The 21,806-nt window shown below is 72.4% G+C and carries 18 protein-coding genes; 12 read left to right on the forward strand and 6 right to left on the reverse strand.

The window, feature by feature from the left end; all coding sequences use genetic code 11:
• Positions 1-58: 58 nt before the first annotated feature.
• Positions 59-1,741, forward strand: a complete 1,683-nt coding sequence (locus OG844_RS36540) for a lytic transglycosylase domain-containing protein (protein ID WP_406389358.1) — start codon at positions 59-61, stop codon at positions 1,739-1,741.
• Positions 1,742-1,813: 72 nt separating this feature from the next.
• On the opposite strand, the gene hrpB is transcribed toward OG844_RS36540, so the two are convergent.
• Positions 1,814-4,315 carry an ATP-dependent helicase HrpB gene (hrpB, locus tag OG844_RS36545; protein WP_406389357.1) on the reverse strand — a complete coding sequence of 834 codons (2,502 nt, stop codon included), beginning with the start codon at positions 4,313-4,315 and terminating at the stop codon, positions 1,814-1,816.
• Between the two features lie 25 nt (positions 4,316-4,340).
• Positions 4,341-5,165, reverse strand: a complete 825-nt coding sequence (locus tag OG844_RS36550) for a class I SAM-dependent methyltransferase (protein WP_383806101.1) — start codon at positions 5,163-5,165, stop codon at positions 4,341-4,343.
• Between the two features lie 395 nt (positions 5,166-5,560).
• Between OG844_RS36550 and rpsA the strand changes: the two genes are divergently transcribed.
• Entirely contained in the window at positions 5,561-7,075 is a 1,515-nt protein-coding gene (rpsA, locus tag OG844_RS36555) for a 30S ribosomal protein S1 (RefSeq protein ID WP_406389356.1), read from the forward strand.
• Between the two features lie 129 nt (positions 7,076-7,204).
• Here the strand turns inward: rpsA and OG844_RS36560 are convergent, their stop codons facing one another.
• On the reverse strand, positions 7,205-8,167 hold the full coding sequence (locus OG844_RS36560; RefSeq protein WP_406389355.1) for a right-handed parallel beta-helix repeat-containing protein: 963 nt from the start codon (positions 8,165-8,167) through the stop codon (positions 7,205-7,207).
• 362 nt (positions 8,168-8,529) lie between these two features.
• On the opposite strand from OG844_RS36560, the gene OG844_RS36565 reads away from it, so the two are divergent.
• The 4 genes from OG844_RS36565 (at position 8,530) to OG844_RS36580 (ending at position 12,178) form a co-directional block, all read left to right on the forward strand.
• Entirely contained in the window at positions 8,530-10,053 is a 1,524-nt protein-coding gene (locus OG844_RS36565; protein WP_406396056.1) for a flavin monoamine oxidase family protein, read from the forward strand.
• Between the two features lie 81 nt (positions 10,054-10,134).
• Positions 10,135-11,073 carry a PAC2 family protein gene (locus tag OG844_RS36570; RefSeq protein WP_406389354.1) on the forward strand — a complete coding sequence of 313 codons (939 nt, stop codon included), beginning with the start codon at positions 10,135-10,137 and terminating at the stop codon, positions 11,071-11,073.
• Positions 11,074-11,116: 43 nt separating this feature from the next.
• On the forward strand, positions 11,117-11,719 hold the full coding sequence (coaE, locus tag OG844_RS36575) for a dephospho-CoA kinase (RefSeq protein WP_406389353.1): 603 nt from the start codon (positions 11,117-11,119) through the stop codon (positions 11,717-11,719).
• Between the two features lie 90 nt (positions 11,720-11,809).
• Positions 11,810-12,178 (forward strand): tetratricopeptide repeat protein, encoded by a 369-nt coding sequence (locus OG844_RS36580; RefSeq protein ID WP_406389352.1) that lies wholly within the window; start codon positions 11,810-11,812, stop codon positions 12,176-12,178.
• A 15-nt stretch (positions 12,179-12,193) separates the two neighbouring features.
• Here OG844_RS36580 and OG844_RS36585 read toward each other — a convergent pair whose 3' ends face one another.
• Entirely contained in the window at positions 12,194-12,472 is a 279-nt protein-coding gene (locus tag OG844_RS36585; protein WP_406389351.1) for a DUF6343 family protein, read from the reverse strand.
• Between the two features lie 51 nt (positions 12,473-12,523).
• Between OG844_RS36585 and OG844_RS36590 the strand changes: the two genes are divergently transcribed.
• From OG844_RS36590 to OG844_RS36600, 3 genes are read left to right on the forward strand one after another with little or no spacing between them, the layout of a single operon-like run.
• Positions 12,524-13,699, forward strand: a complete 1,176-nt coding sequence (locus OG844_RS36590) for an ADP-ribosylglycohydrolase family protein (RefSeq protein ID WP_406389349.1) — start codon at positions 12,524-12,526, stop codon at positions 13,697-13,699.
• A gap of 60 nt (positions 13,700-13,759) precedes the next feature.
• The gene (locus OG844_RS36595; protein WP_406389348.1) at positions 13,760-14,458 is read left to right on the forward strand and encodes a class I SAM-dependent methyltransferase; all 699 of its coding nucleotides are present in this window, start codon (positions 13,760-13,762) and stop codon (positions 14,456-14,458) included.
• Between the two features lie 35 nt (positions 14,459-14,493).
• Positions 14,494-15,069, forward strand: a complete 576-nt coding sequence (locus OG844_RS36600; protein ID WP_406389347.1) for a DoxX family protein — start codon at positions 14,494-14,496, stop codon at positions 15,067-15,069.
• Here OG844_RS36600 and OG844_RS36605 read toward each other — a convergent pair.
• Positions 15,063-15,437 (reverse strand): hypothetical protein, encoded by a 375-nt coding sequence (locus OG844_RS36605; protein WP_406389346.1) that lies wholly within the window; start codon positions 15,435-15,437, stop codon positions 15,063-15,065. The two genes, OG844_RS36600 and OG844_RS36605, sit on opposite strands and share 7 nt — an antisense overlap.
• A 220-nt stretch (positions 15,438-15,657) precedes the next feature.
• Here OG844_RS36605 and OG844_RS36610 point away from each other — a divergent pair, with 220 nt between their 5' ends.
• From OG844_RS36610 to OG844_RS36620, 3 genes are all read left to right on the forward strand, one after another.
• Complete coding sequence (locus OG844_RS36610; RefSeq protein ID WP_406389345.1) at positions 15,658-16,770, forward strand: SPFH domain-containing protein; 1,113 nt, start codon at positions 15,658-15,660, stop codon at positions 16,768-16,770.
• A 122-nt stretch (positions 16,771-16,892) separates the two neighbouring features.
• A complete protein-coding gene (locus OG844_RS36615) occupies positions 16,893-19,793 on the forward strand; it encodes an SNF2-related protein (protein WP_406389344.1) in 2,901 nt (966 codons plus the stop codon).
• On the forward strand, positions 19,790-21,073 hold the full coding sequence (locus tag OG844_RS36620; protein ID WP_406389343.1) for an SWIM zinc finger family protein: 1,284 nt from the start codon (positions 19,790-19,792) through the stop codon (positions 21,071-21,073). Before OG844_RS36615 ends, OG844_RS36620 begins: the two co-directional genes overlap by 4 nt.
• On the opposite strand, the gene OG844_RS36625 is transcribed toward OG844_RS36620, so the two are convergent.
• A complete protein-coding gene (locus OG844_RS36625; RefSeq protein WP_406389342.1) occupies positions 21,054-21,713 on the reverse strand; it encodes a TetR-like C-terminal domain-containing protein in 660 nt (219 codons plus the stop codon). The genes OG844_RS36620 and OG844_RS36625 overlap by 20 nt on opposite strands.
• Positions 21,714-21,806 lie beyond the last annotated feature (93 nt).

Consider the following 21,806-nt stretch of genomic DNA (forward strand, 5'->3'; position numbering starts at 1 on the left):
CTGAGTCCTCGCGCTGGGGAGAGCGCGAACAGCCGTCGACGGGGAGGGACCAGAACGTATGGCAGCGCAATTCGGCCGACGGCTTCGCAGGGGGGCCACCACCACTGCGGTGGCGGCAGCCGCTGTCGCGGCCCTCTCCGCCTCGCAGGCTCCCGGGGCCCCGCTCGCCGAAGGCGGTGACCCGACGGCGTCCGGTTCCGCATCGCCCGGCGACAGTGCGGCCACCGGCAACTCGCCTTACTACACGGACCTGCCGCCGCTCAACACGCCCAACAAGCCCGGTTCGTCCGTCAATCTGCCGGTCACCGGCAGTGCGGAAGCGGGCATACCGGCATCGATCCTGGCGGCGTACAAGAAGGCCGAGCAGGACCTCGCGAGCTCCGACGCGGCCTGCGCCCTGCCCTGGCAACTCCTCGCGGCGATCGGCAAGGTCGAGTCCGGCCAGGCCCGCGGCGGCAAGGTCGACGCCAACGGCACCACGTTCTCCCCGATCCTCGGCCCGGCCCTCAACGGCCAGGGCTTCGCGCTGATCAAGGACACCGACGGCGGAGCGTACGACGGGGACTCCACCCACGACCGCGCGGTCGGCCCGATGCAGTTCATCCCGCAGACCTGGGCCACCTGGGGCCAGGACGGCAACGGCGACGGACGCAAGGACCCCAACAACATCTACGACGCGGCGCTGGCCGCAGGGCGCTACCTCTGCGCGGGCCCCCGGAACCTGGCCGTCGCCGCCGACCTCGACAAGGCCGTGCTGAGCTACAACCACTCGACGGAGTACCTGCGGACGGTGCGCTCCTGGTTCGAGTTCTACAAGCGCGGCACCCACGAGGTCCCCGACGGCACGGGCGTCCTCCCCTCGGGCGACACCAGCGGCTCCGGCTCGTCGCCGGACCCCAGCCCCTCCCCGCCCGGGACGGGCGGCAGCGGCGCGACCCCGAGCCCTTCGCCGACCCCGCCCAAGCCGGGCGGCAGCGGTACGCCCAGCCCCTCGCCGACGCCGCCGCCCGAGCCGACGCCGCCTCCCGCGCCGTCCCGGACGCTGGGCAGCCTCGAGAACGCGGGCACCGGCCCCCTCGCCGCGACGGCGGGCGAGGCGTTCACCGAGCGCGTCAAGGTGCGGGCCAGGGACACGCTCGGCTCGCCCCTCGCCAAGACCTCGGTCACCTTCACGATCACCGGCGACACCGACACCCGCTTCTCCGGCCAACGGAGCACGGTCACGATGCCCACCGCGGCGGACGGCACCGTCACCGCGCCCGTCCTCAACGCGGGTGAGAAGACCGGCGGGTTCAGGGTGACGGTCGTGGCCGGCACCAGCAAGCCGCGCATCCTCACCTACACGGCGGCCGTCGCCGCCCGGCAGGCCGACACGATCGCCCGGACCGACGAGAAGGCCCTGACGGCCGCCCCCGGCGCCGAGTTCGCCGACACCGTCGAGGTCAAGGCGACGTACAAGGGCATCGCAGTGGCGGGCACCGCCGTCACCGCAACGATGATCACCGACAGGGAGACACCGGCCGAGAACGACAAGGGCCCCCACTTCAAGGACGCGGACGGCAACACGGTCAGGACCCTGACGGACCTCAAGACCGGCGACGACGGGGTCCTGAAGCTCCCGAAGATCTTCGCCGACGACACGGCGGGCACCTTCCTGCTGCGTCTCACCACCGCGAGCGGCGCCACGCTCGTCGTCGAACTCGTGGTCGAGGCACCGGCTGTCGAGGCGCCCGCCGCCTGACCCGGACCGCCGGCACACCAGCCCCCCTGCCGCACCTGCGGCAGGGGGGCTGGTGCGTACCGGACCCAGCGCCTACTCGCGCCGCAGCCTGGCCGAGGTGAAGCGCGTCGCCTCCACCGTCGTCGGGTCCTCGGGCCACGGGTGCTTCGGGTACCGGCCGCGCAGCTCGGCCCGCACCGACTTGTAGCCCTCCCGCCAGAACGACGCCAGATCCGCCGTCACCGCCGCGGGCCGCCCGGCGGGGGAGAGCAGATGGACCAGGACGGGCACCCCGGCCACCCGGGGCGTCTCCCGCAGCCCGAACAGCTCCTGGAGCTTCACCGCGAGGACCGGCTGCTCGCCGCCGTACTCCACCCTGATCCTCGACCCGCTCGGCACCGCGATCCGCTCCGGGGCCAGTTCGTCGAGCCGGGCGGCATCGCCCGTCGCCCACGGCAGCAGCCGCCGCACCGCCTGCCCGGCATCGATCCGCGCCAGATCCGAGCGCCGCCGCGCCCGCGACAGTTCCGGCTCCAGCCACTCCTCGGTACGCGACAGCAGTGCGCCGTCCGACACATCGGGCCACGGAGTCCCCAGCTCCCGGTACAGGAACGCGAGCCGCAGCCGCAGCTGCTCGCTGTCCCGGGTCCACCGCAGCAGCCCCGTGCCCTCGCGCCGCAGACCGTCCAGCAGCGCGCCGCGCACCAGTGCGGGGTCGGGCTGCCTCAGCGCGCGCACCGACAGCTCGACAGCCCCGAGCCGCTCCACGGAACGGGCCACCACGTCGCCGTCCACCCAGCGGACCTCCTCGCCGGAGAACCGCAGATGCCCGGCCGCCAGCCGTGCCGTGTCCTCGTCGACGACCGCCGCCAGGCGCACCCGGGCGGACGCCGAGTGCGCCGGGCGGTCGGCGACCGCGACGGCCAGCCACGGTGCGCTGCGCAGCCGCGAGCCCTCCCGGAGCTCCGCCCCGGTCCCCGAAGCCATCAGGAAAGCCCCCTCGCCCCGGGCCCGCGCCACCCGCTCCGGGAACGCCAGCGCCGCCACCAGTCCCGCGGCCACGTCGTCCGACCCCGCACCCGAGCCGGTGGTGCTGCCGAGCGAGGACGACAGCCGCCTCACCTCCTGCCGCCAGCGCGCCGCGTAACCGTCGCCACCCCGCCGCGCGGTGCGCAGCGCTGCCGCCAGATCGTCCCCGTACTCCCGCGGCGGTTCCTCGCTGAGCAGCGCCACGACCTCCGAGGCCCGGCGCCCGCCCACCTCGTCCGCACCGTCCAGCAGGGCCCGCGCGAGGCGCGGGTGCAGGCCCAGGCGGGACATCCGCACGCCCCGGTCAGTCACCCGCCCCGACGCGTCCACCGCGCCCACCGCGGTCAGGACCTCCCGTGCCGCGCCCATCGCCCCGGCCGGCGGCGGATCCAGCAGGGCGAGCCCGGAGGCGTCCGGATCGCCCCAGCACGCCGCCTGCAGCGCGAACGCGGCCAGATCGGCCACCTTGATCTCCGGGGACGGGAACCGGGCGAGCCGCCCGTCCTCGGCCTGCTCCCAGCAGCGGTACACGGCGCCGGGCGCCTCACGTCCGGCCCGGCCCGCGCGCTGCCGTCCGGCCGCCTGGGACGCCCGTACGGTCGTGAGCGCGCTCAGGCCACGCGCATGGTCGGTGCGGGGCTCCCTGGCCAGCCCGCAGTCCACGACGACCCGCACCCCCGGCACCGTCAGCGACGACTCCGCCACGGAGGTCGCGAGCACCACCCGGCGCCCCTGCGACGACCCCGCGAGCACCGCGTCCTGCACGGCCGCGGGTGCCCGGCCGTGCACCTGGAGCACCTCGGCACCCACTCCCGCGAGCTGCCCGGCCACCCGGCCGATCTCCCCGACGCCGGGCAGGAAGCACAGCACGTCGCCCTCACGCTCGGCGAGCGCGCGGCGCACCACGGCGGCCACGTGCGTCAGCAGTGCCGGATCGACCCTCATGCCGTGCGGCGGGCGCACGGACCCGGCCGGCGGCGCCCACACCACCTCGACCGGGTGGGACACCCCCTGCGCCTCGATCACGGGAGCGCCGCCCAGCAGACGGGCCCAGCCCTCCGCGTCCGTCGTCGCCGACGCGGCGACCAGCCGCAGGTCCGGCCTGATGGCCGCCCGCACGTCGAGGAGGAACGCGGCGACCGTGTCGGCGTCCAGATGGCGCTCGTGGCACTCGTCGATGATCACGACATCGACGCCGGCCAGCTCCTGGTCGCGCTGCAGCCGCTGGAGCAGCACCCCGGTGGTCACGACCTCGACCACCGTGTCGCGCCCCACCACCCGCTCCCCGCGCACGGTGAAGCCGACGCGGCCGCCCGGCTGCTCACCGATAAGCCAGGCCATCCGCCGCGCCGCCGCCCGTGCCGCGATCCGCCGGGGCTCGGCGACCACCACCCGGCGCGCCGGACCGCCGCCGGTGAGGCCGGCGAGCACCAGGGGTACGAGGGTCGTCTTGCCTGTCCCGGGCGGTGCGCAGAGCACCGCGACCCCCCGGTCGTCGAGTGCCCGCTCCAGAGCGGGCACAGCGGTGCGTACGGGCAACTGGCCGAGGGCGTCGGTACGGATCACGCCCCCAGTCTCGTACGCCGGCCCTTCACCAGGTCCGGCGGTCCCGCTCGCACACGAAGATCGCGGTCCCGGGGATGAGGTTGCCACGCAGGGGGGACCAGCCGCCCCACTCCTGGTTGTTCCAGGCGGGCCACTCGGGCTCCACCAGGTCCGTGAGCCGGAAGCCGCCCGCCACCACGTCGCGCACCCGGTCGCCGAGTGTCCTGTGGTGCTCCACGTACACGGCGTCGCCCCGCTCGTCCTGCTCCACGTAGGGGACCCGGTCGAAGTAGGAGGCGGCGACCGAGAGCCCTTCGGGGCCCGGCTCGTCGGGAAACGCCCAGCGGACCGGGTGCGTCACCGAGAAGACCCAGCGGCCCCCGGGCCTGAGCACCCGGTGTACCTCACGGAACACCTGTACGGGGTCGGCGACGAAGGGCACCGCCCCGTAGGCGGAACAAGCCAGGTCGAAGGAGCCGTCCCGGAACGGGAGCCTGCCCGCGTCGGCCTCCACGAGGGGGACGTCGTCGCCGATCCGCAGCGCGTGCTGGAGCTGGCGGTGCGAGAGGTCCAGGGCCACCGGACGGGCGCCCTGCGCCGCCAGCCACCGCGAGCACTGGGCCGCGCCGGCGCCGATCTCGAGGATGTCCAGGCCCTTCAGCCCGGCGGCGGGGCCCAGCAGACCTGCCTCGGCCTCGTCGAGGCCCTCCGGGCCCCAGATGAAGCGGTCGTCCCCCAGGAAGGCCCCGTGGTCGCTCTGGTACTCGTCGGCGTTCCGGTCCCACCAGCCGCGACTTGCCCGGCTGCTCTCCGATTCCCCGGCCTCCCGGCGGGTCGCTTCAGGTTCGGACCCACGGATCTCTTGGCTCATCGTGCCCGTCGTTGTAGTTTGCCTTCACCCGCCCCACACGGTGCCCGACCGGGCTGTACGGGTGAGTACGGCCGCGTGCGTGCGGAACGGTGCCGTGGCCGATGTGGCCTCGGACAACATGAGTTGTGCCGGGAATGGGCTGTTGTGCCCCGCGTGTGCGCCTTCGCGCATTGACCGCTTCCGGCTGCCCCCGTATGCTACAAGTTGCGCCGCGAGCCTGCGCGCTTCAGACCTAGCAGGCCGCGCTCGCGTCTGTCGTACTCCCCTCGGTTGTCGAGGCTCCTTCCGGAATCCGGTCGGGTGCTTCCAGAGCTGTCCGGCGTCTTCAGAGGCGATACGGGCTTACGGCGTAGCAGTAACTTCGACTCTCTGTCCGTACCGGAGCCCTTTCCCACATGACGAGCAGCACCGAGACCACCGCCACCACTCCGCAGGTTGCGGTCAACGACATCGGCGACGCGGACGCGTTCCTCGCGGCGATCGACGAGACGATCAAGTACTTCAACGATGGCGACATCGTTGAAGGCGTCATCGTCAAGGTTGACCGGGACGAGGTTCTCCTCGACATCGGTTACAAGACCGAAGGCGTCATCCCGAGCCGCGAGCTCTCGATCAAGCACGACGTCGACCCGAACGAGGTCGTCAAGGTCGGCGACGAGATCGAGGCCCTGGTTCTCCAGAAGGAGGACAAGGAAGGCCGCCTGATCCTCTCGAAGAAGCGCGCTCAGTACGAGCGTGCCTGGGGCACCATCGAGAAGATCAAGGAAGAAGACGGCATCGTCACCGGTACCGTCATCGAGGTCGTCAAGGGTGGTCTCATCCTCGACATCGGCCTCCGTGGCTTCCTGCCGGCGTCCCTCGTCGAGATGCGTCGTGTCCGCGACCTCCAGCCCTACGTGGGCAAGGAGCTCGAGGCCAAGATCATCGAGCTGGACAAGAACCGCAACAACGTGGTCCTGTCCCGCCGCGCCTGGCTCGAGCAGACCCAGTCCGAGGTGCGCCAGACGTTCCTCACGACCCTGCAGAAGGGTCAGGTCCGCTCCGGCGTCGTCTCCTCGATCGTCAACTTCGGTGCCTTCGTGGACCTGGGTGGCGTCGACGGTCTCGTGCACGTCTCGGAGCTCTCCTGGAAGCACATCGACCACCCCTCCGAGGTTGTCGAGGTCGGCCAGGAAGTCACCGTCGAGGTTCTCGACGTGGACATGGACCGCGAGCGTGTCTCCCTGTCGCTCAAGGCGACGCAGGAAGACCCGTGGCAGCAGTTCGCCCGTACGCACCAGATCGGGCAGGTCGTCCCCGGTAAGGTCACCAAGCTCGTTCCCTTCGGTGCGTTCGTGCGCGTCGACGAGGGCATCGAGGGCCTGGTCCACATCTCCGAGCTGGCCGAGCGTCACGTGGAGATCCCGGAGCAGGTCGTCCAGGTCAACGACGAGATCTTCGTCAAGGTCATCGACATCGACCTCGAGCGCCGTCGCATCAGCCTCTCGCTGAAGCAGGCCAACGAGGCCTTCGGTGGCGACCCGGCTTCGGTCGAGTTCGACCCGACGCTGTACGGCATGGCCGCGTCGTACGACGACCAGGGCAACTACATCTACCCCGAGGGCTTCGACCCCGAGACCAACGACTGGCTCGAGGGCTTCGAGGCTCAGCGCGAGGTCTGGGAGACCCAGTACGCCGAGGCGCAGACGCGCTTCGAGCAGCACCAGGCCCAGGTCATCAAGTCCCGCGAGGCCGACGAGGCCGCTGCTGCCGAGGGCGCTGCTGCCCCGGCCGCCGGCGCCCCGGCTGCCTCCGGCGGCAGCGGTGGCGGCGGCTCGTACTCCTCGGAGTCCGACGACAACTCCGGCGCCCTGGCGTCGGACGAGGCGCTGGCTGCCCTGCGCGAGAAGCTGGCCGGTGGCCAGAGCTGACGCTCTGACCCCAGTCGCTCATCGGCCGTAGAGCTGTAGAGCTTGTCGGTAAGGCCCGCTCCCTTCGGGGGGCGGGCCTTACTCGTATCCGCGAACGCATCGGGACCGGGGGCCGGCCCGACAGGGGCCCTACGGGGTGACGGCGATGTTCGTCAATCCCCTGCCGCCGGTGACCGTGTTGTCGCTGTGGACGGTCGTGCGGCACGTGGAGCTCTGGTTGGTGACGTTGACGGCGAGCTGCTTGTCACCGGTGGCGCCGGTCAGGTCCGAGGCGTTGTTGCGGAACACCGTGCCGCAGCCCCAGCCACTCTGCTGGGTGTGCGTCTCGTACCCGTTGTTCGTCGTACGGGAGCCCCTGTTGTCCTGGACCAGGACGTCGTTCCCCTTCACGTCGACCCAGGAGTCGTCGTAGTTGGCACCGGTCAGCCCGTTGCCGTCGAAGGTGTTGCCGATGATCCGCGCCCCGGTGGTGCCTTCCTTGATGTCGATGTTCTCGCCGCCGACGCCGGGCCCGATGACGTTGCCGAGGATCTGCACCCCGTCACTGCGGTCGGACAGATCGCCCGCGGACCCGACGTACACGCCCTCGCCCATGCCGCGACCGTCGTGCCCCGTGTCGTAGATCCGGGAGTTCTTGATGACGCCGTCCCTGCTGGACTTCCGGAAGTGGACGCCTTCCATGTCGAGGTCGTACACAGTCACGCCGTCGATGACGACACCGGTGGCGGCGTCGGCCATGATCCCCTTCTGGCCGCCGGTGACGGTGATGCCCCGCACGGTCCAGTAGGACGCGCCGTTGAGATGCAGCCCGTAGCCGCCGCCCGCGGTGAGTACCGCTTTGGCGGAGCCGGTGAGGGTGATCCGGGCGGAGGAGGTGGCGGCGACCGTCGCCTTGAAGTTGCCCGTGTACGTGCCGTCGGCGAGCCGGATCGTATCGCCGGGGGCCGCGGCGGTGAGTGCCGCCTTGAGCTGGGCCGCTGTGGTCACGTCGATGACCGCCTCCGCCGACGCGCTGCCGGCGGAGGCGAGGGACAGACCTCCTGCGGTGAGCGCGGTGGCCAGCAGGGCGGGGAGCAGTGTGCGGGTGCGCATGGGGGTGCCTTCCCGTCGAAGGGTTCAGAGGTTCCCGCAGATGAGCATGTTTTTGTACATGAACGTGGGGCGAGTTTCTGAATCTGCTGCCCAGTGACGCTAGGGATGAGATGTGGCCATGTCAAGGTCTGGACCATTGCCCGCCCGCGTGGTGAACGGAGGGAAACGTGCGGGATACACGAGTAACTGACGGCCTGTAACAAGCGCTTGCCAAGATCCCGGCAACCCCAGGAACGAAGGTGAGCCAGGACATGACATACACGTCGAACACCTCGCGCGACGCGCAGACTTCCCCCGTGGCGGCCGGTGCCAGCCGTCGGAGTTTTCTGCGCAACGTAGGCATCACCGGCGGCGCGGGCGCCATGTTCGCCACCATGGGAGCGCTCGGTCTCGCGCCCACCGCCCAGGCCGCAGGCCGTGAACCCGCCTTCCGGGCTCCGAGCGAAGGGGACTTCACCCTCAAGGGGAGGGCGGCGGCGAAGGTCGTCGTGGTCGGCGGAGGCATCGCCGGTCTGGCAGCCGCGTACGAACTGGGAAAGGCGGGCTACGACTGTACGGTCCTGGAGGCCCGGGGCCGCACGGGCGGTCGTAACCTCACCGTGCGTGGCGAGGACTCGACCACCGACACGTACGGCAACGAGCAGACCGCGAAGTTCCACGACGGGCAGTACATGAACGCCGGTCCCGGCCGGATCCCGCAGTGGATGGTCACCCTCGACTACTGCCGTGAACTGGGCGTACCTGTTGAGGTGTTCACCAACGTGAACGCCAATGCCTATATATACAACGAATCGGCGGGCATGAAGGCTCCGGTGCGCTACCGCACCGCGAAGGCCGACGTGTACGGCTACGTCGCCGAACTCCTCGCGAAGGCCACCGACAAGGGCGCCCTCGACCGGCGGATCACCGTCGAGGACCAGGAACGGCTCCTGGAGTTCCTGAAGGACTTCGGGGACATCGGCGACAGCCTCGACTACACCGGAAGCCCGCGCCGCGGCTACCGCGTCGACCCGGCGGCGGCCGGCACCCCGGGCGAGGAGCTCGGCTCCGTACCCACCGCGTCCGAGGTGTTCGCGAGCGGTGTCGGACGGTACTTCTCCTTCGAGTTCGAGTACGACCAGGCCATGCTGATGTTCCAGCCGGTCGGCGGCATGGACCGGATCCCGGCCGCGCTCACCCGGGCCGTCGGGGAGCGCCGTATCAGGACGGGCGCGGCGGTCACCGACATCACCGACACGGCGCACGGCGTCACCGTGACCTACACCCGGTCCGGACGCACCCGGACCATCGACGCCGACTACTGCATCGCCGCGCTGCCGCCCAACATCCTCGCCAAGACCGCTCACAACCTCGGTCCCGCCGTCCAGACCGCGCTGGAGGCGTGCAAGCCGTCCTCGGCCGGGAAGATCGGTCTGGAGTACCGCAGCCGCTGGTGGGAGAGCGACCACCGGATCTACGGCGGCATCACGGAGACGGACCTGGACCTTTCCCACATCTGGTACCCGTCCTACGGTCACAACGGGGACCGGGGGCTCGTCATCGGGTACTACAACTACGGTTCCCAGGCCGACTCGTACGCCGCGCTCGCCCCGCGGGAGCGTGAGGCGCGCGCCGTCGCCCAGGGGGTCAAGATCCACGGCGAGAAGTACCGCACGGAACTCTCCTCGTCGTTCTCCCACCACTGGCGCCAGACCCCCTACCTGGAGGCCGCCTGGCACTCACTCTCCGGTGGCCCCGACGCCCCGGCCTTCGCACCGCTCAACCAGGCCGCGGGGCACGTCTACTTCGCCGGTGACTACCTCAGCCACACGGACGCCTGGCAGCACGGGGCCTTCACGTCCGCGCGGAAGGCGGTCACCGCGCTCCATAGCCGTGTTCTGACGTAACGACCGCGAAAGGGGTGCGGGCGGGAATGCCGGTGCCGTGCGGGGTGTTCTTGTCGAGGAACACGAGGAGGAGCGGTAACCGTGCCTGATCCGCAGAGTTTGTACGAATGGGAGCCGAAGGGCCTGGCCGTCGTCGACATGGCGCTCGCCCAGGAGTCGGCCGGCCTGGTCATGCTCTACCACTTCGACGGATACATCGACGCGGGCGAGACCGGCGAGCAGATCGTCGACGGCGTGCTCGAGACGCTGCCGCACCAGATCGTGGCCCGCTTCGACCACGACAGGCTCGTGGACTACCGCGCACGGCGCCCGCTGCTCACCTTCAAGCGGGACCGCTGGACGGCCTTCGAGACGCCGACGCTGGACGTGCGCGTGGTCCAGGACGCGACGGGCGCACCCTTCCTGCTGCTGTCCGGCCCCGAGCCGGATGTGGAGTGGGAGCGGTTCGCCGCCGCGGTCGAGCAGATCGTCGAGCGGCTCGGCGTCCGCCTCGCGGTCAACTTCCACGGCATCCCGATGGGCGTCCCGCACACCCGCCCGGTCGGAATCACCCCGCACGGCAACCGCACCGACCTCATGCCGGGTCACCGCAGCCCGTTCGACGAGGCACAGGTCCCCGGCTCCGCCGAGGCGCTCGTCGAGTACCGGCTGATGGAATCGGGCCACGACGTCCTCGGCGTCGCCGCCCACGTCCCGCACTACGTCGCACGGTCCTCGTACCCGGACGCGGCCCTCACCGCGCTCGAGGCGATCACCGCCGCGACCGGCCTGGTCCTGCCGAGCGTCGCGCACGGTCTGCGCGCGGAGGCACACCGCACCCAGACGGAGATCGACCGGCAGATCGGCCAGGGCGACGAGGAGCTCGTCTCGCTCGTCGAGGGGCTCGAGCACCAGTACGACGCGGTGGCGGGCTCCGAAACGCGTCGCAATCTCGTCGCGGAGCCGGTCGACCTGCCGTCGGCGGACGAGATCGGCCTCGAGTTCGAACGTTTCCTGGCCGAGCGCGAAGGCGACTCCTGAGGGCGGCTCCCGGCCGCCCGCAGGGCACCTCTAGGCTCGGCGCATGCTGAAAGTGGGCCTGACCGGCGGGATCGGCGCCGGCAAGAGCGAAGTGTCACGGCTGCTCGTGAGCTACGGAGCCGTACTGATCGACGCCGACCGGATCGCGCGTGAGGTCGTCGAGCCCGGCACACCCGGGCTCGATGCCGTCGTCGAGGCCTTCGGGCCCGGGATCCTCACCCCGCAGGGCACGCTGGACCGGCCGGCACTCGGCGCGATCGTCTTCGCCGACCCCGAGCGCCTGGCCGCGCTGAACGCCATCGTCCACCCGCTCGTCGGCGCCCGGTCCGCGGAGCTGGAGCGGGTGGCCGGACCGGACGCCGTCGTCGTCCACGACGTCCCCCTCCTCACCGAGAACGGCCTCGCCCCGCTGTACGACCTGGTCGTGGTCGTGGACGCCACCCCCGGGACGCAGCTCGACCGGCTCGTCGCGCTGCGCGGGATGACGGAGTCCGACGCCCGCGCGAGGATGGCCGCGCAGGCCACCCGCGAGGAGCGAAAGTCCGTCGCCGACCTGGTCGTCGACAACGACGGGCCGCTGGAGGCCCTGGAGCCGCAGGTCCGCGCCCTCTGGTCGGAACTGACCGCGCGGGCCGCCGGAGGCTGAGCCCGCGCCGGGGACGGAATACGAGGATCCGGCCGGACGTTGAAGTGCCCCGGACGTTGAAGTACCGCAGCCGAGGGGAAGGATGCCGGCATGCCCGAGCGAAACCCGGAAACCCATGTCATCGACTTCCGTGCGGCGGAGCAGCTCCTCGCGGCGCGGGACCCGAGGGGCGCGGTAAAACTCCTCGACTCGGTGATAGCCGCCCATCCGGAGAACACGGCGGCCCGGCTGCTGCGTGCGCGGGCCTTCTTCGCCGCCGCCCAACTCCGCCCGGCCGAGCTCGAGTTCGAGCTGGTCCTGGAGCGGGAGCCGGACAACGCCTTCGCGCACTTCGCCCTGGCCCGCACCTTCCAGCGCGCCGGCCGCCCCGAGCAGGCCACCCGCCATTTCCGGCTGGCGGCAGCGCTCGACCCGAATCCGGAGTACCTCAAGGCAGCCCGCTTCGACGAGGCCCCCTGACCCGCCCATCCGTGTTCATCGGCCGGGTCCGCCCCGCTCGCCGCGGTCGGGCTCGTACGGCGGGACGTCCCTGCCCGGCTGGTAGTGCGGGCCCTGGCGGATGCGGTGGACGACGAAGCAGAAGTCCGTGACCGTCACGACGAGGAGCACGCCGCACGCCGCCGCCCAGCCGGCGCGTCCGGTCAGCACGAAGGCCGTCAGGCCGAAAGCGGCCCAGATCATGCCCCATAGACTCAGCCAGAGTCGCATCCGCAGGGGACTGCGCGCGGTGGACGGTTCACTTCCGGTACGCATCGGCATCGCCTCTCCTCCAGCATGAACCCGCGGTGCGGCGTACGGAAACCGATGCCGGAGGATGAGGGGGAGCGGACCGTGGACGTCAGGGAACAGGGAAACGCCACCGGGGGAAGGGCGGCGTGGGGCGACGCCGTCGCCCGCCGGGCCCGGGTGCGCGGCGCCCTGCTGGGCGGCGCCGTCGGGGACGCGCTGGGGAACCCGGTCGAATTCCTCTCGCTCGGCGGCATCCGCCGCGCCTACGGGGAGCGGGGCGTGCGGGAGCCCGTCGCGGACGCGGACGGGGTCGTCGGGCGGATCACGGACGACACCCAGATGACGCTGTTCACGGTCGAAGGGCTGATCAGGGCCCATGCCAGGGCCAGGTCGAAGGGGGCCGGCGGCTCGGAGACCGCCCTCGTACGCCATGCCTACCTGCGCTGGCTCGACACCCAGAACCACCCCGCCCCGCCGACGCGGGGCGGGGAGAACGCCGTACGGACCGGATGGCTCAGGCAGCAGCCCTGGCTGTACGCGCGCCGGGCACCCGGCAACGCCTGCCTGACGGGGCTCGCGGCCGGCCACGTCCCCGGCGCCGACGCGCCGTTCGACGTACCGGGCCCCGTCAACCCGCACTCCAAGGGCTGCGGAACGGTGATGAGGTCCGCACCCTTCGGGCTGCTCGGAGCGGACGCGCCCAAGGGATTCGAACTGGCCGCCCGGTGCGCGCAGATCACCCACGGCCACCCCACAGGGGCGTACGCGGCTGGAGCGCTCGCCGCGATCGTCACACATCTGCTGGAGGGCGACTCCCCGGCGGGCGCCGTCCTGCGGGCCATGGATCTGCTGGCCCGCCACCGCGGCCACGAGGAGACGACGGCCGCGCTGCGGGCCGCCGTCGACCTGGCCGCCCGCGGCCGGCCGACCGCCGAGCGGGTGGAGTCACTGGGGGCGGGATGGGTCGCCGAGGAAGCCCTCGCCATCGCCGTCTACTGCACGCTCGTGCTGCCGGGATCCGACGACGTGGCCGAGGCGCTGCTGCTGTCCGTCAACCACTCGGGCGACAGCGACTCCACGGGCTCGGTCTGCGGCAACCTGCTCGGCGCGCACCACGGGGACGTGGCGCTGCCGGCCTCCTGGCTCGCCCCGACGGAGGGCAGGGCCGTGATCGCGGAGCTTGCAGACGACCTGTGCATGGAGCTCGAGCAGCCGGTGGTGTGGCCGGACGGCCGCTACCCGCAGTACTGACGGGGCACCGCCCACGGCGGCCCGGGGAACGGGGCCCGGCTGCCGTGCGTTCGGCCGGGTATGAGCGGACGACGGATACGTGAGGGACATTCGGGTACAGGGCCGGGCTCCATCACGCCGGACGGCTGCGCGGTCGAGCTGTATGCGCGGCTGTCCGCCGGAAACGAACCGGATGTGATCGAGGCGGCCGTGCCCGCCGGAGCGAGCATTCTCGAACTGGGCTGCGGGGCGGGCCGGGTGACGCACCCACTGGTCGAACGCGGCTTCGTGGTGACCGCCGTGGACGAGTCGGCGCAGATGCTGGGACACGTCGCAGGCGCACGCACGGTGCGGAGCCCCATCGAGTCGCTGGACCTCGGCGACGAGAGGTTCGACGTGGTCATGCTCGCTTCGTTCCTGGTGCACACGAGTGACCACCGCGTCCGGGAGGGGCTGTTGCGGACCTGCCGCAGGTACGTCAAGGACGGCGGCGCCGTCCTCCTCCAGCGGGAGGGTGCCGACTACCGCACCGATCTGCCGCGGGAGCGCGAGGATCCGGCCGCGGGCTGCACCGTACGCATCGTTTCGGCGGAGCCCCTGGGCGACGGGGTGAGCGAGGTCCGTGCCGAGTACGTGTTCGAGGACGCGCGGTGGACCCAGACCTTCCGGTCACGGGAACTGTCCCCCGAGCAGTTCGAAGCCTGTCTCGAAGCGGCCGGACTGACCGTCGACGGCTACCTCACCGACGACGGCGTCTGGGTGCTCGCCCGCCCCAAGTAGCCACCGGTCCAAGTGAATCCGAGGTCCGGAGCGCGATGAGTTCCGGACCCCGGCGGGGTCTACCCCTCGGTAAGCGCCGGGAAGGCGTAGCGGCAGGTTCGCCCCCGCCCCGGCGCACGTCATCCACGACGCCCTCCGAGGAGACCCCCCTGTCCGAAACCGGTACTGCCGCCGTTTCCCCCGCCGCACAGGCCACCGCTTCGCCGCGCCGCAGCCGGGCTTCCGTCGTCCTGACGGCGGCCCGGATCGTCCTCGCGCTCTTCTTCGGGCTGAGCGCCGTGCCCAAGCTCATCGCCCACGAGTCCGCGGTGGAGTCCTTCGACCGCATGGGCTGGAGCAGCGGCGCGATGTACACGATCGGCGGCCTGGAGACGGCCGGCGCCCTCGCCCTCCTGGTCCCGCTGCTGTCCGGGGTGGCAGCCATGGCCTTCGCCGGGCTGCTCGCCGGGGCCGCGATCGTGCAGCTGACGCTCCTGGACCCTCCGAACGCGGTCATGCCGGCGCTGCTCATCGCTGTGGTGATCCTGATCGCCCGGGACCGGAGGGACCGTACGGCGGAGCTGGTCGCGCTGGTCAAAGGGCGCGGCCGTACACGGCGCCGCGGTCAGTGAACGAACCTGTAGCTGCGCCAGGGCAGGCTGCGCGGGGAGTTCGCGTCGGTCAGCGTGGTGGCGACGTAGGTGGTGCCACCGCCGGTGCAGTCGCGGGTGCGGTACAGGATCATGTCGATCAGGGTCCTGTTGGCGACCTCGTCGGCGCCCGCGGGCGCCAGCCGGTGGCAGCCTTTCACCGAAGGGCTGTGCACGCTGACGACCCTGTCCCGCTCGGTGGTGTAGATGACCGGTCCGACCGCGGTGCGCCCGAGGCCGGAGCAGCTCGTGAGGCCGAGAGTGAGCAGGGCCGCGCCGACTGCGATGCCGGTGTGTCGGCGGTGGCGTCGGGGGCGGTCGGTGGCGGTCGCGGTCGCGGTGACGGACATGGGCGGGTCCTCGTCTGCTCGTCCGGCTCATCGGTACGGCACGGAGACGTGCTGGTGCTGGTCAGCCTGCCTGTTACGCGGAGCCCCGGCACCCGGTGCGCGGCCGGTCGGGCCACTGACACCCGGACAGAGGTTCGACGGGTGCGCATACCGGGCATACCGTGGTAATAGGGCGTGATCGACGGGTGCTGGAACGCACTCCCGGACGCAGGGGGCCGTGATGGTCCAGGAGCTGGTGATCGCAGCGGTGGCGGCGGTCTCGGGCGTGGCGGTGTACGGAATGGCCGCGGCCCGGGTGGTCAAGCAGTACGAACGCGGAGTGGTGCTCCGGCTCGGCAGGCTCCACGACCGTGTGCGACCGCCGGGATTCACCATGATCGTTCCGGGTGTGGACCGGCTCCGCAAGGTGAACATGCAGATCGTGACGATGCCGGTGCCCGCGCAGGACGGCATCACGCGGGACAACGTGACGGTCCGCGTGGACGCCGTCATCTACTTCAAGGTGGTGGACCCGGCGAGCGCGGTGATCGCGGTGGAGGACTACCGCTTCGCGGTCTCGCAGATGGCGCAGACGTCCCTCCGGTCGATCATCGGTAAGAGCGACCTGGACGATCTGCTGTCCAACCGGGAGAAGCTGAACCAAGGACTGGAACTGATGATCGACAGTCCGTCGGTCGGCTGGGGTGTGCAGATCGACCGCGTCGAGATCAAGGACGTGTCCCTGCCGGAGACGATGAAGCGGTCCATGGCCAGGCAGGCCGAGGCCGACCGTGAGCGGCGCGCGCGGGTCATCAACGCCGACGCGGAACTGCAGGCCTCGAAGAAGCTGGCCCAGGCGGCCCAGGAGATGTCCAGCCAGCCGGCGGCGCTGCAGCTCCGACTGCTGCAGACCGTGGTCGCGGTGGCGGCCGAGAAGAACTCCACGCTGGTGCTGCCGTTCCCCGTCGAGCTGCTCCGCTTCCTGGAGCGTGCGCAGCAGGGGCAGCCGCCCGCGGAGGTGCGGCAGCCGCAGAGTCCGTCCGGGTACGACGGGTCCTCCCCGCGGACCGAGCCCTCTTCGCGGACCGAGTCCCTGGCGCAGCCGGAGTCCCGGCCGCAGGGCGAGGACCTTGCGCAGGACGGGTCACGGGCCGCGCGCATCCCGGCGGATGAGCCTCCCGCGCCGCGTGACCCCGCGACCGCGTTGCCCGACCCCGGGACCACGCCGCGTGATCCCCAGACCGCGTTGCCCGACCCCGCGACGACGCCGCGTGACCCCGCGACCGCGCCGCCGGACTCCGCGGAGGAGCCGCAGCACGGCGGGGCCCACGCCGAGCCCTTCGCCCGTCACTGACGCGGAAACCACGCCCGCCCCGGCCCGTGGGAACACGTGCGGGGCGGGTGTTGTCGTACCCCCCGCCTAGACTCGCGAAGACAGGATTCGGGCACTCGGACCAGGCGGGAGGGGCAGTGGACATGGCACAGCGGACCACGGTCCCGGCCGCCGAGCGGCTGATGCGGTGCGCGGCGGTCTTCCTGCCGGCCGCGCTGCCCCGTGACGGCCGGATCGCCTTCTGGGACCCCGAGGGCAGTATCGCTTTCACCGGTCCCGACGAGCCGCCGGGCGACAGCGGGGATCCGCCGTACACCGTCACGGAGCTGGCGGTCGTCGGGCCGCACGGCGCGGGCGCGGCCCGGCGCCGCACGGTTCCCGCCGTGGTGCTGTCCGTCGCGGATGCCGTGCCGCTCCTCTCGGGCGCCCGGCACCGGGCCTCCGCCCACCCCGCCACGCGCGCCTGGGGCGCGGCCGCGCTGCACGCGCTCACCCTGGTGGCGCGCGGCAAGCTCCTGCCCGGTCTGACGGCCGACGACCACGACGCATGGCGGGCCGGGCCCCGCGACGCGGAGGACATCGCCCACCTCAGGGCCGTCGCCGCCTCGATGCCCCCCGAGGGATACGCGGTCCCGCTGGACGGCACACCGCTGCGGGTCCCGGACCCCCTGGCCCTGCTCGGAGCCTTCCTCGACGCCGTGGCGGACACCCTGCCCCGGACCCCTGCCGCGGGCCACGCGATGGGCGCACCGTTCGCCGCGCGCGAGGCACAGCGGCTGCCCGGCGCCCGCGCCTGGGCCGTCGAGGTGGCTGCCGGACTCGACGCGGGGGTGCGCGTCTCCCTCCGGCTCGACCTGTCCGTCCACGAACTCTTCGACACCGCCGGGCCCACCGCGGAGACGGACGAGGACGCGCACGGATCCCCGGCAGCAGCCCGCCACGCCGCCGCGGCCGTCACGCAGGTGCACAGCCTGGCCGACCCGACGTACGTCACCGATGCGGCGACGTTGTGGAGCGGCGGGGCAGGGGAGCCCTTCGGGCCGCGGGCGAGGATCGACGCGGTGCTCGCCCTGCGCCGCGCCGCCCGGATCTGGCCCCCGCTGGAGCGGCTGCTGGACCAGCCGGTCCCCGACGTGCTCGCGCTCGCCGAGGACGAGCTGTACGAACTGATCGGCGAAGCGGGACCACGGCTCGCGGCGGCCGGGGTCGCCGTCCACTGGCCCCGGGAGCTCGCCCGCTCGCTCACCGCCACGGCCGTCGTCCGGCCCGCGCCGGGCTCGGCCACCGACGGCACCTCCTTCTTCGACGCGGAGCAGCTCTTCGCGTTCAACTGGCAGCTGTCCCTGGGTGACGAGCAGCTCACCGAGGCCGAGATGGACACGCTGGCCGAGGCGCACAGGCCGGTGGTGCGGCTGCGCGACCAGTGGGTGGTCGTGGATCCCGCGCTCGTACGCAAGGCGCGCAAGCGGGAGCTCGGTCTGCTGGATCCGGTGGACGCGCTCGCCGTCGCACTGACCGGCGTTGCCGAGGTCGACGGCGAACAGGTCGAGGCGGTGCCGGCCGGAGCGCTCGCGGCACTCCGCTCGCGCATCCTCGACGAGGGCGCCACCCTCCCGCCGCCGCCCGGCCTCGACGCCACCCTCCGCGACTACCAGCTGCGGGGCCTGGCCTGGCTGGACCGGATGACCTCGCTCGGCCTGGGCGGCTGCCTCGCCGACGACATGGGCCTGGGCAAGACCATCACCGTCATCGCCCTCCATCTGCACCGCGCCCACGCCGCCCCCACGCTGGTCGTCTGTCCCGCCTCCCTCCTCGGCAACTGGCACCGGGAGATCAACCGCTTCGCGCCCGGTGTCGCCGTGCGCCGCTTCCACGGCACCGACCGCACGCTCACCGACCCGGACGGCGGCTTCGTCCTCACCACCTACGGCACGATGCGGTCCAGCGCGGGCCGGCTCGCCGAGCACACCTGGGGGCTGGTCGTCGCCGACGAGGCCCAGCACGTGAAGAATCCGCACTCCTCCACGGCCAAGGCGCTGCGCACCATCCCGGCCCCGGCCCGCGTCGCGCTGACCGGCACGCCCGTCGAGAACAATCTCTCCGAGCTCTGGGCCCTGCTCGACTGGACCACCCCCGGGCTGCTCGGCCCGCTCAAGGCGTTCCGGTCCCGGCACGCCCGGATCGTCGAGAACACCGGCACCGCGGCGGGCCTGGGCAACGAGGAGGCGGTCGAGCGGCTCTCCCGGCTGGTCCGCCCCTTCCTCCTGCGCCGCAAGAAGTCGGACCCGGGCATCGCGCCCGAGCTGCCGCCGAAGACGGAGACCGACCACGCCGTTTCCCTCACCCGCGAGCAGGCCACGCTCTACGAGGCGGCCGTGCGCGAGACCATGGCCTTCATCGAGCAGTCCGAGGGCATCGCCCGCCGCGGGCTGATCATGAAACTGCTCGGTTCGCTCAAGCAGATCTGCAACCACCCCGCGCAGTACCTCAAGGAGGAGCCGACCCGGCTCACGGGACGCTCGGGCAAGCTCGCCCTGCTCGACGAGCTCCTCGACACGATCCTCTCCGAGGACGCCTCCGTCCTGATCTTCACCCAGTACGTGTCGATGGCCCGCCTCCTCTCCGCCCACCTGGCATCCCGCTCCGTCCCCTCCCAGCTCCTGCACGGCGGTACGCCGGTGCCCGAGCGGGAGCGGATGGTGGACCGCTTCCAGTCCGCCGAGGTCCCCGTCTTCCTGCTCTCCCTCAAGGCGGCCGGCACCGGGCTGAACCTCACCCGGGCCGCCCACGTCATCCACTACGACCGCTGGTGGAATCCCGCGGTCGAGGAGCAGGCCACCGACCGTGCCTACCGCATCGGCCAGACGCAGCCCGTGCAGGTGCACCGGCTCATCGCGGAAGGCACCGTCGAGGACCGGATCAGCGAACTGCTGGAGTCCAAGCGTGCCCTCGCCGACGCGGTGCTCGGATCCGGCGAGGCCGCTCTGACCGAGCTCAGCGACCGTGACCTGGCCGATCTCGTCTCGCTCCGGAGGACGGCATGAGCCCGGCCGCGCACCCCCGTCCCACGGCGCGTCCCGGCCCCGACGACCTGCGGCGCACCTTCGAGGCGGTGCCCGCCCGCGCCTCGGACACCGCGGAACCCTTCGCGGACAGCTGGTGGGGCCGGGCGTGGGTGGACGCCCTGGAGTCCCTGTCGATGGACGAGGGACGCCTCGCCCGCGGCCGGACGTACGCCGACGGCGGCCAAGTCGCCGCGATCACCGTGACTCCCGGCCGGGTCATCGCCTACGTCCACGGCAGCCGCCCCCGCCCGTACCGGGCGGAGCTGCGCCTGCGTACGTTCTCGGCCTCCGACTGGGACACCTTCCTGGACGCCGTCGCGGCGCGGCCCGGGCATCTGTCCGCGCTGCTCGACAAGGACATGCCGCACTCCCTGGTCGACATGGCGGGGGAGACCGGCATCCGGCTGCTGCCCGCCGCCGGCGACCTCGACCCGGACTGCTCCTGCCCGGACCGCGGCTGGCCCTGCAAGCACGTGGCGGCGCTCTGCTTCCAGACGGCACGACTCCTGGACAGCGACCCCTTCGTCCTGCTGCTGATGCGCGGCCGGGGGGAGCGTGAACTCCTCGACGAGCTCGGCCGCCGCAACGCCGAGCACTCCGCCCGAGAACGCCCCGCCACACCGGCGATGCCCTCGCTCGCGGCGGCCGAGGCCCTGGCCGGCCGCTTCCTGCCGCCGCTCCCGGCACCGCTGCCCGTGCCGCCGTACCCCGGGCAGCCGCCCTCCTACCCGGACCTGCCCGGCGCCCATGACCCGCTGTCCCTGGACCACCTCGCCTCGGACGCGGCTGCCCGCGCCCACGCACTCCTGACCACCGGGGACGATCCGATCGCCGGGCTCAGCACTTGGCAGGACGCGGTGCGCATCGCCGCGTCCCGGCCGACCGCGGGGCTCACGGCAACCACCCGGGCGCTCTACCGCGAGCTGGCCTACGCCACCGGCCGCAGCACCACCGACCTGGCCCGCGCCGTCGCCGCCTGGAGGCAGGGCGGCGCGGAGGGCCTCGCGGTCCTGGAAAGCCCCTGGGACCCACCGGCGGGCCCGTTCGACCGGGCCCGCCCCGCCCTCGCGGCGGCCGACTTCCCGCGCTTCCAGCCCTGGCGCAACCACCTCACCAACACCGGGGGCACCCTCCAGCTCCGCTTCGGCCAGGACGGCCGCTGGTACGGCTACGAGTCGGACCCTGGCGCGGACGACTGGTGGCCCCGCGCCACCCCGGACCCCGACCCGGTGGCCGCGCTCACCGCCCTGCGGGGCTGACCCCTGTGCTCGGCTCTCGTTCCTGTGCGCTCGCGCGCGGCGGCGGAACCATGCGGCACACGGGGTGGACGACGCGGACCACGGACTCGGCGAAGCCTCGTGGCAACGGTGGTGCCTCGCGCAGCGCCGCCCGTACCCACTCGGAATCGGCCACGAGCTTCACGAGCAGCAGGGGCTCGGCTTCCGCGGGGAGTTCGCCGCGTTCGACGGCCCGAAGGAAGACCGGATGCTCGCGGGTGAAGCGGTCGGCGAAGAAGTCGCGGGCCAGGAGACCGAGTTCGTCCTCGAACGTGTCGCTGCCCGCAGCCAACGCGCGGACGGCCGACCGCGTGAGCTCACTCGTGAGCAGGGTGAGCACCTGGTCCACCAGAAACTCCAGATCGCCCCGAAGGCTGCCCGTGTCGGGGCTGCCGCTGCCGCGCGTCTCCGCCTCGATGAGAGCCGCACGCACAAGGCCGGGCGGCCCGAGGGGCCACGCCCGGCGGATCGCCTTGCTGTCGACACCCGACTCCAGGGCGACCGACTCGATGGTGAGCCGCTCGTGACCGCCTTCGGCAAGCAGGCGCAGCGTTGCGTCGAAGACCGGCTCGGAGACGCGGGGGCCCGGGAGGCTGGGGCGGGCAGGGGTCGGTTCCGGCACGGCGGCTCCAGACGGACGACGCGTAAGGCCACCGTCATCCTGGCACAGAGTTCTGCGGTCGGTGCGAGGCCCCTTCACCCGGGTGGGGCGCAC

This window comes from Streptomyces sp. NBC_00887 (genome assembly GCF_045207585.1).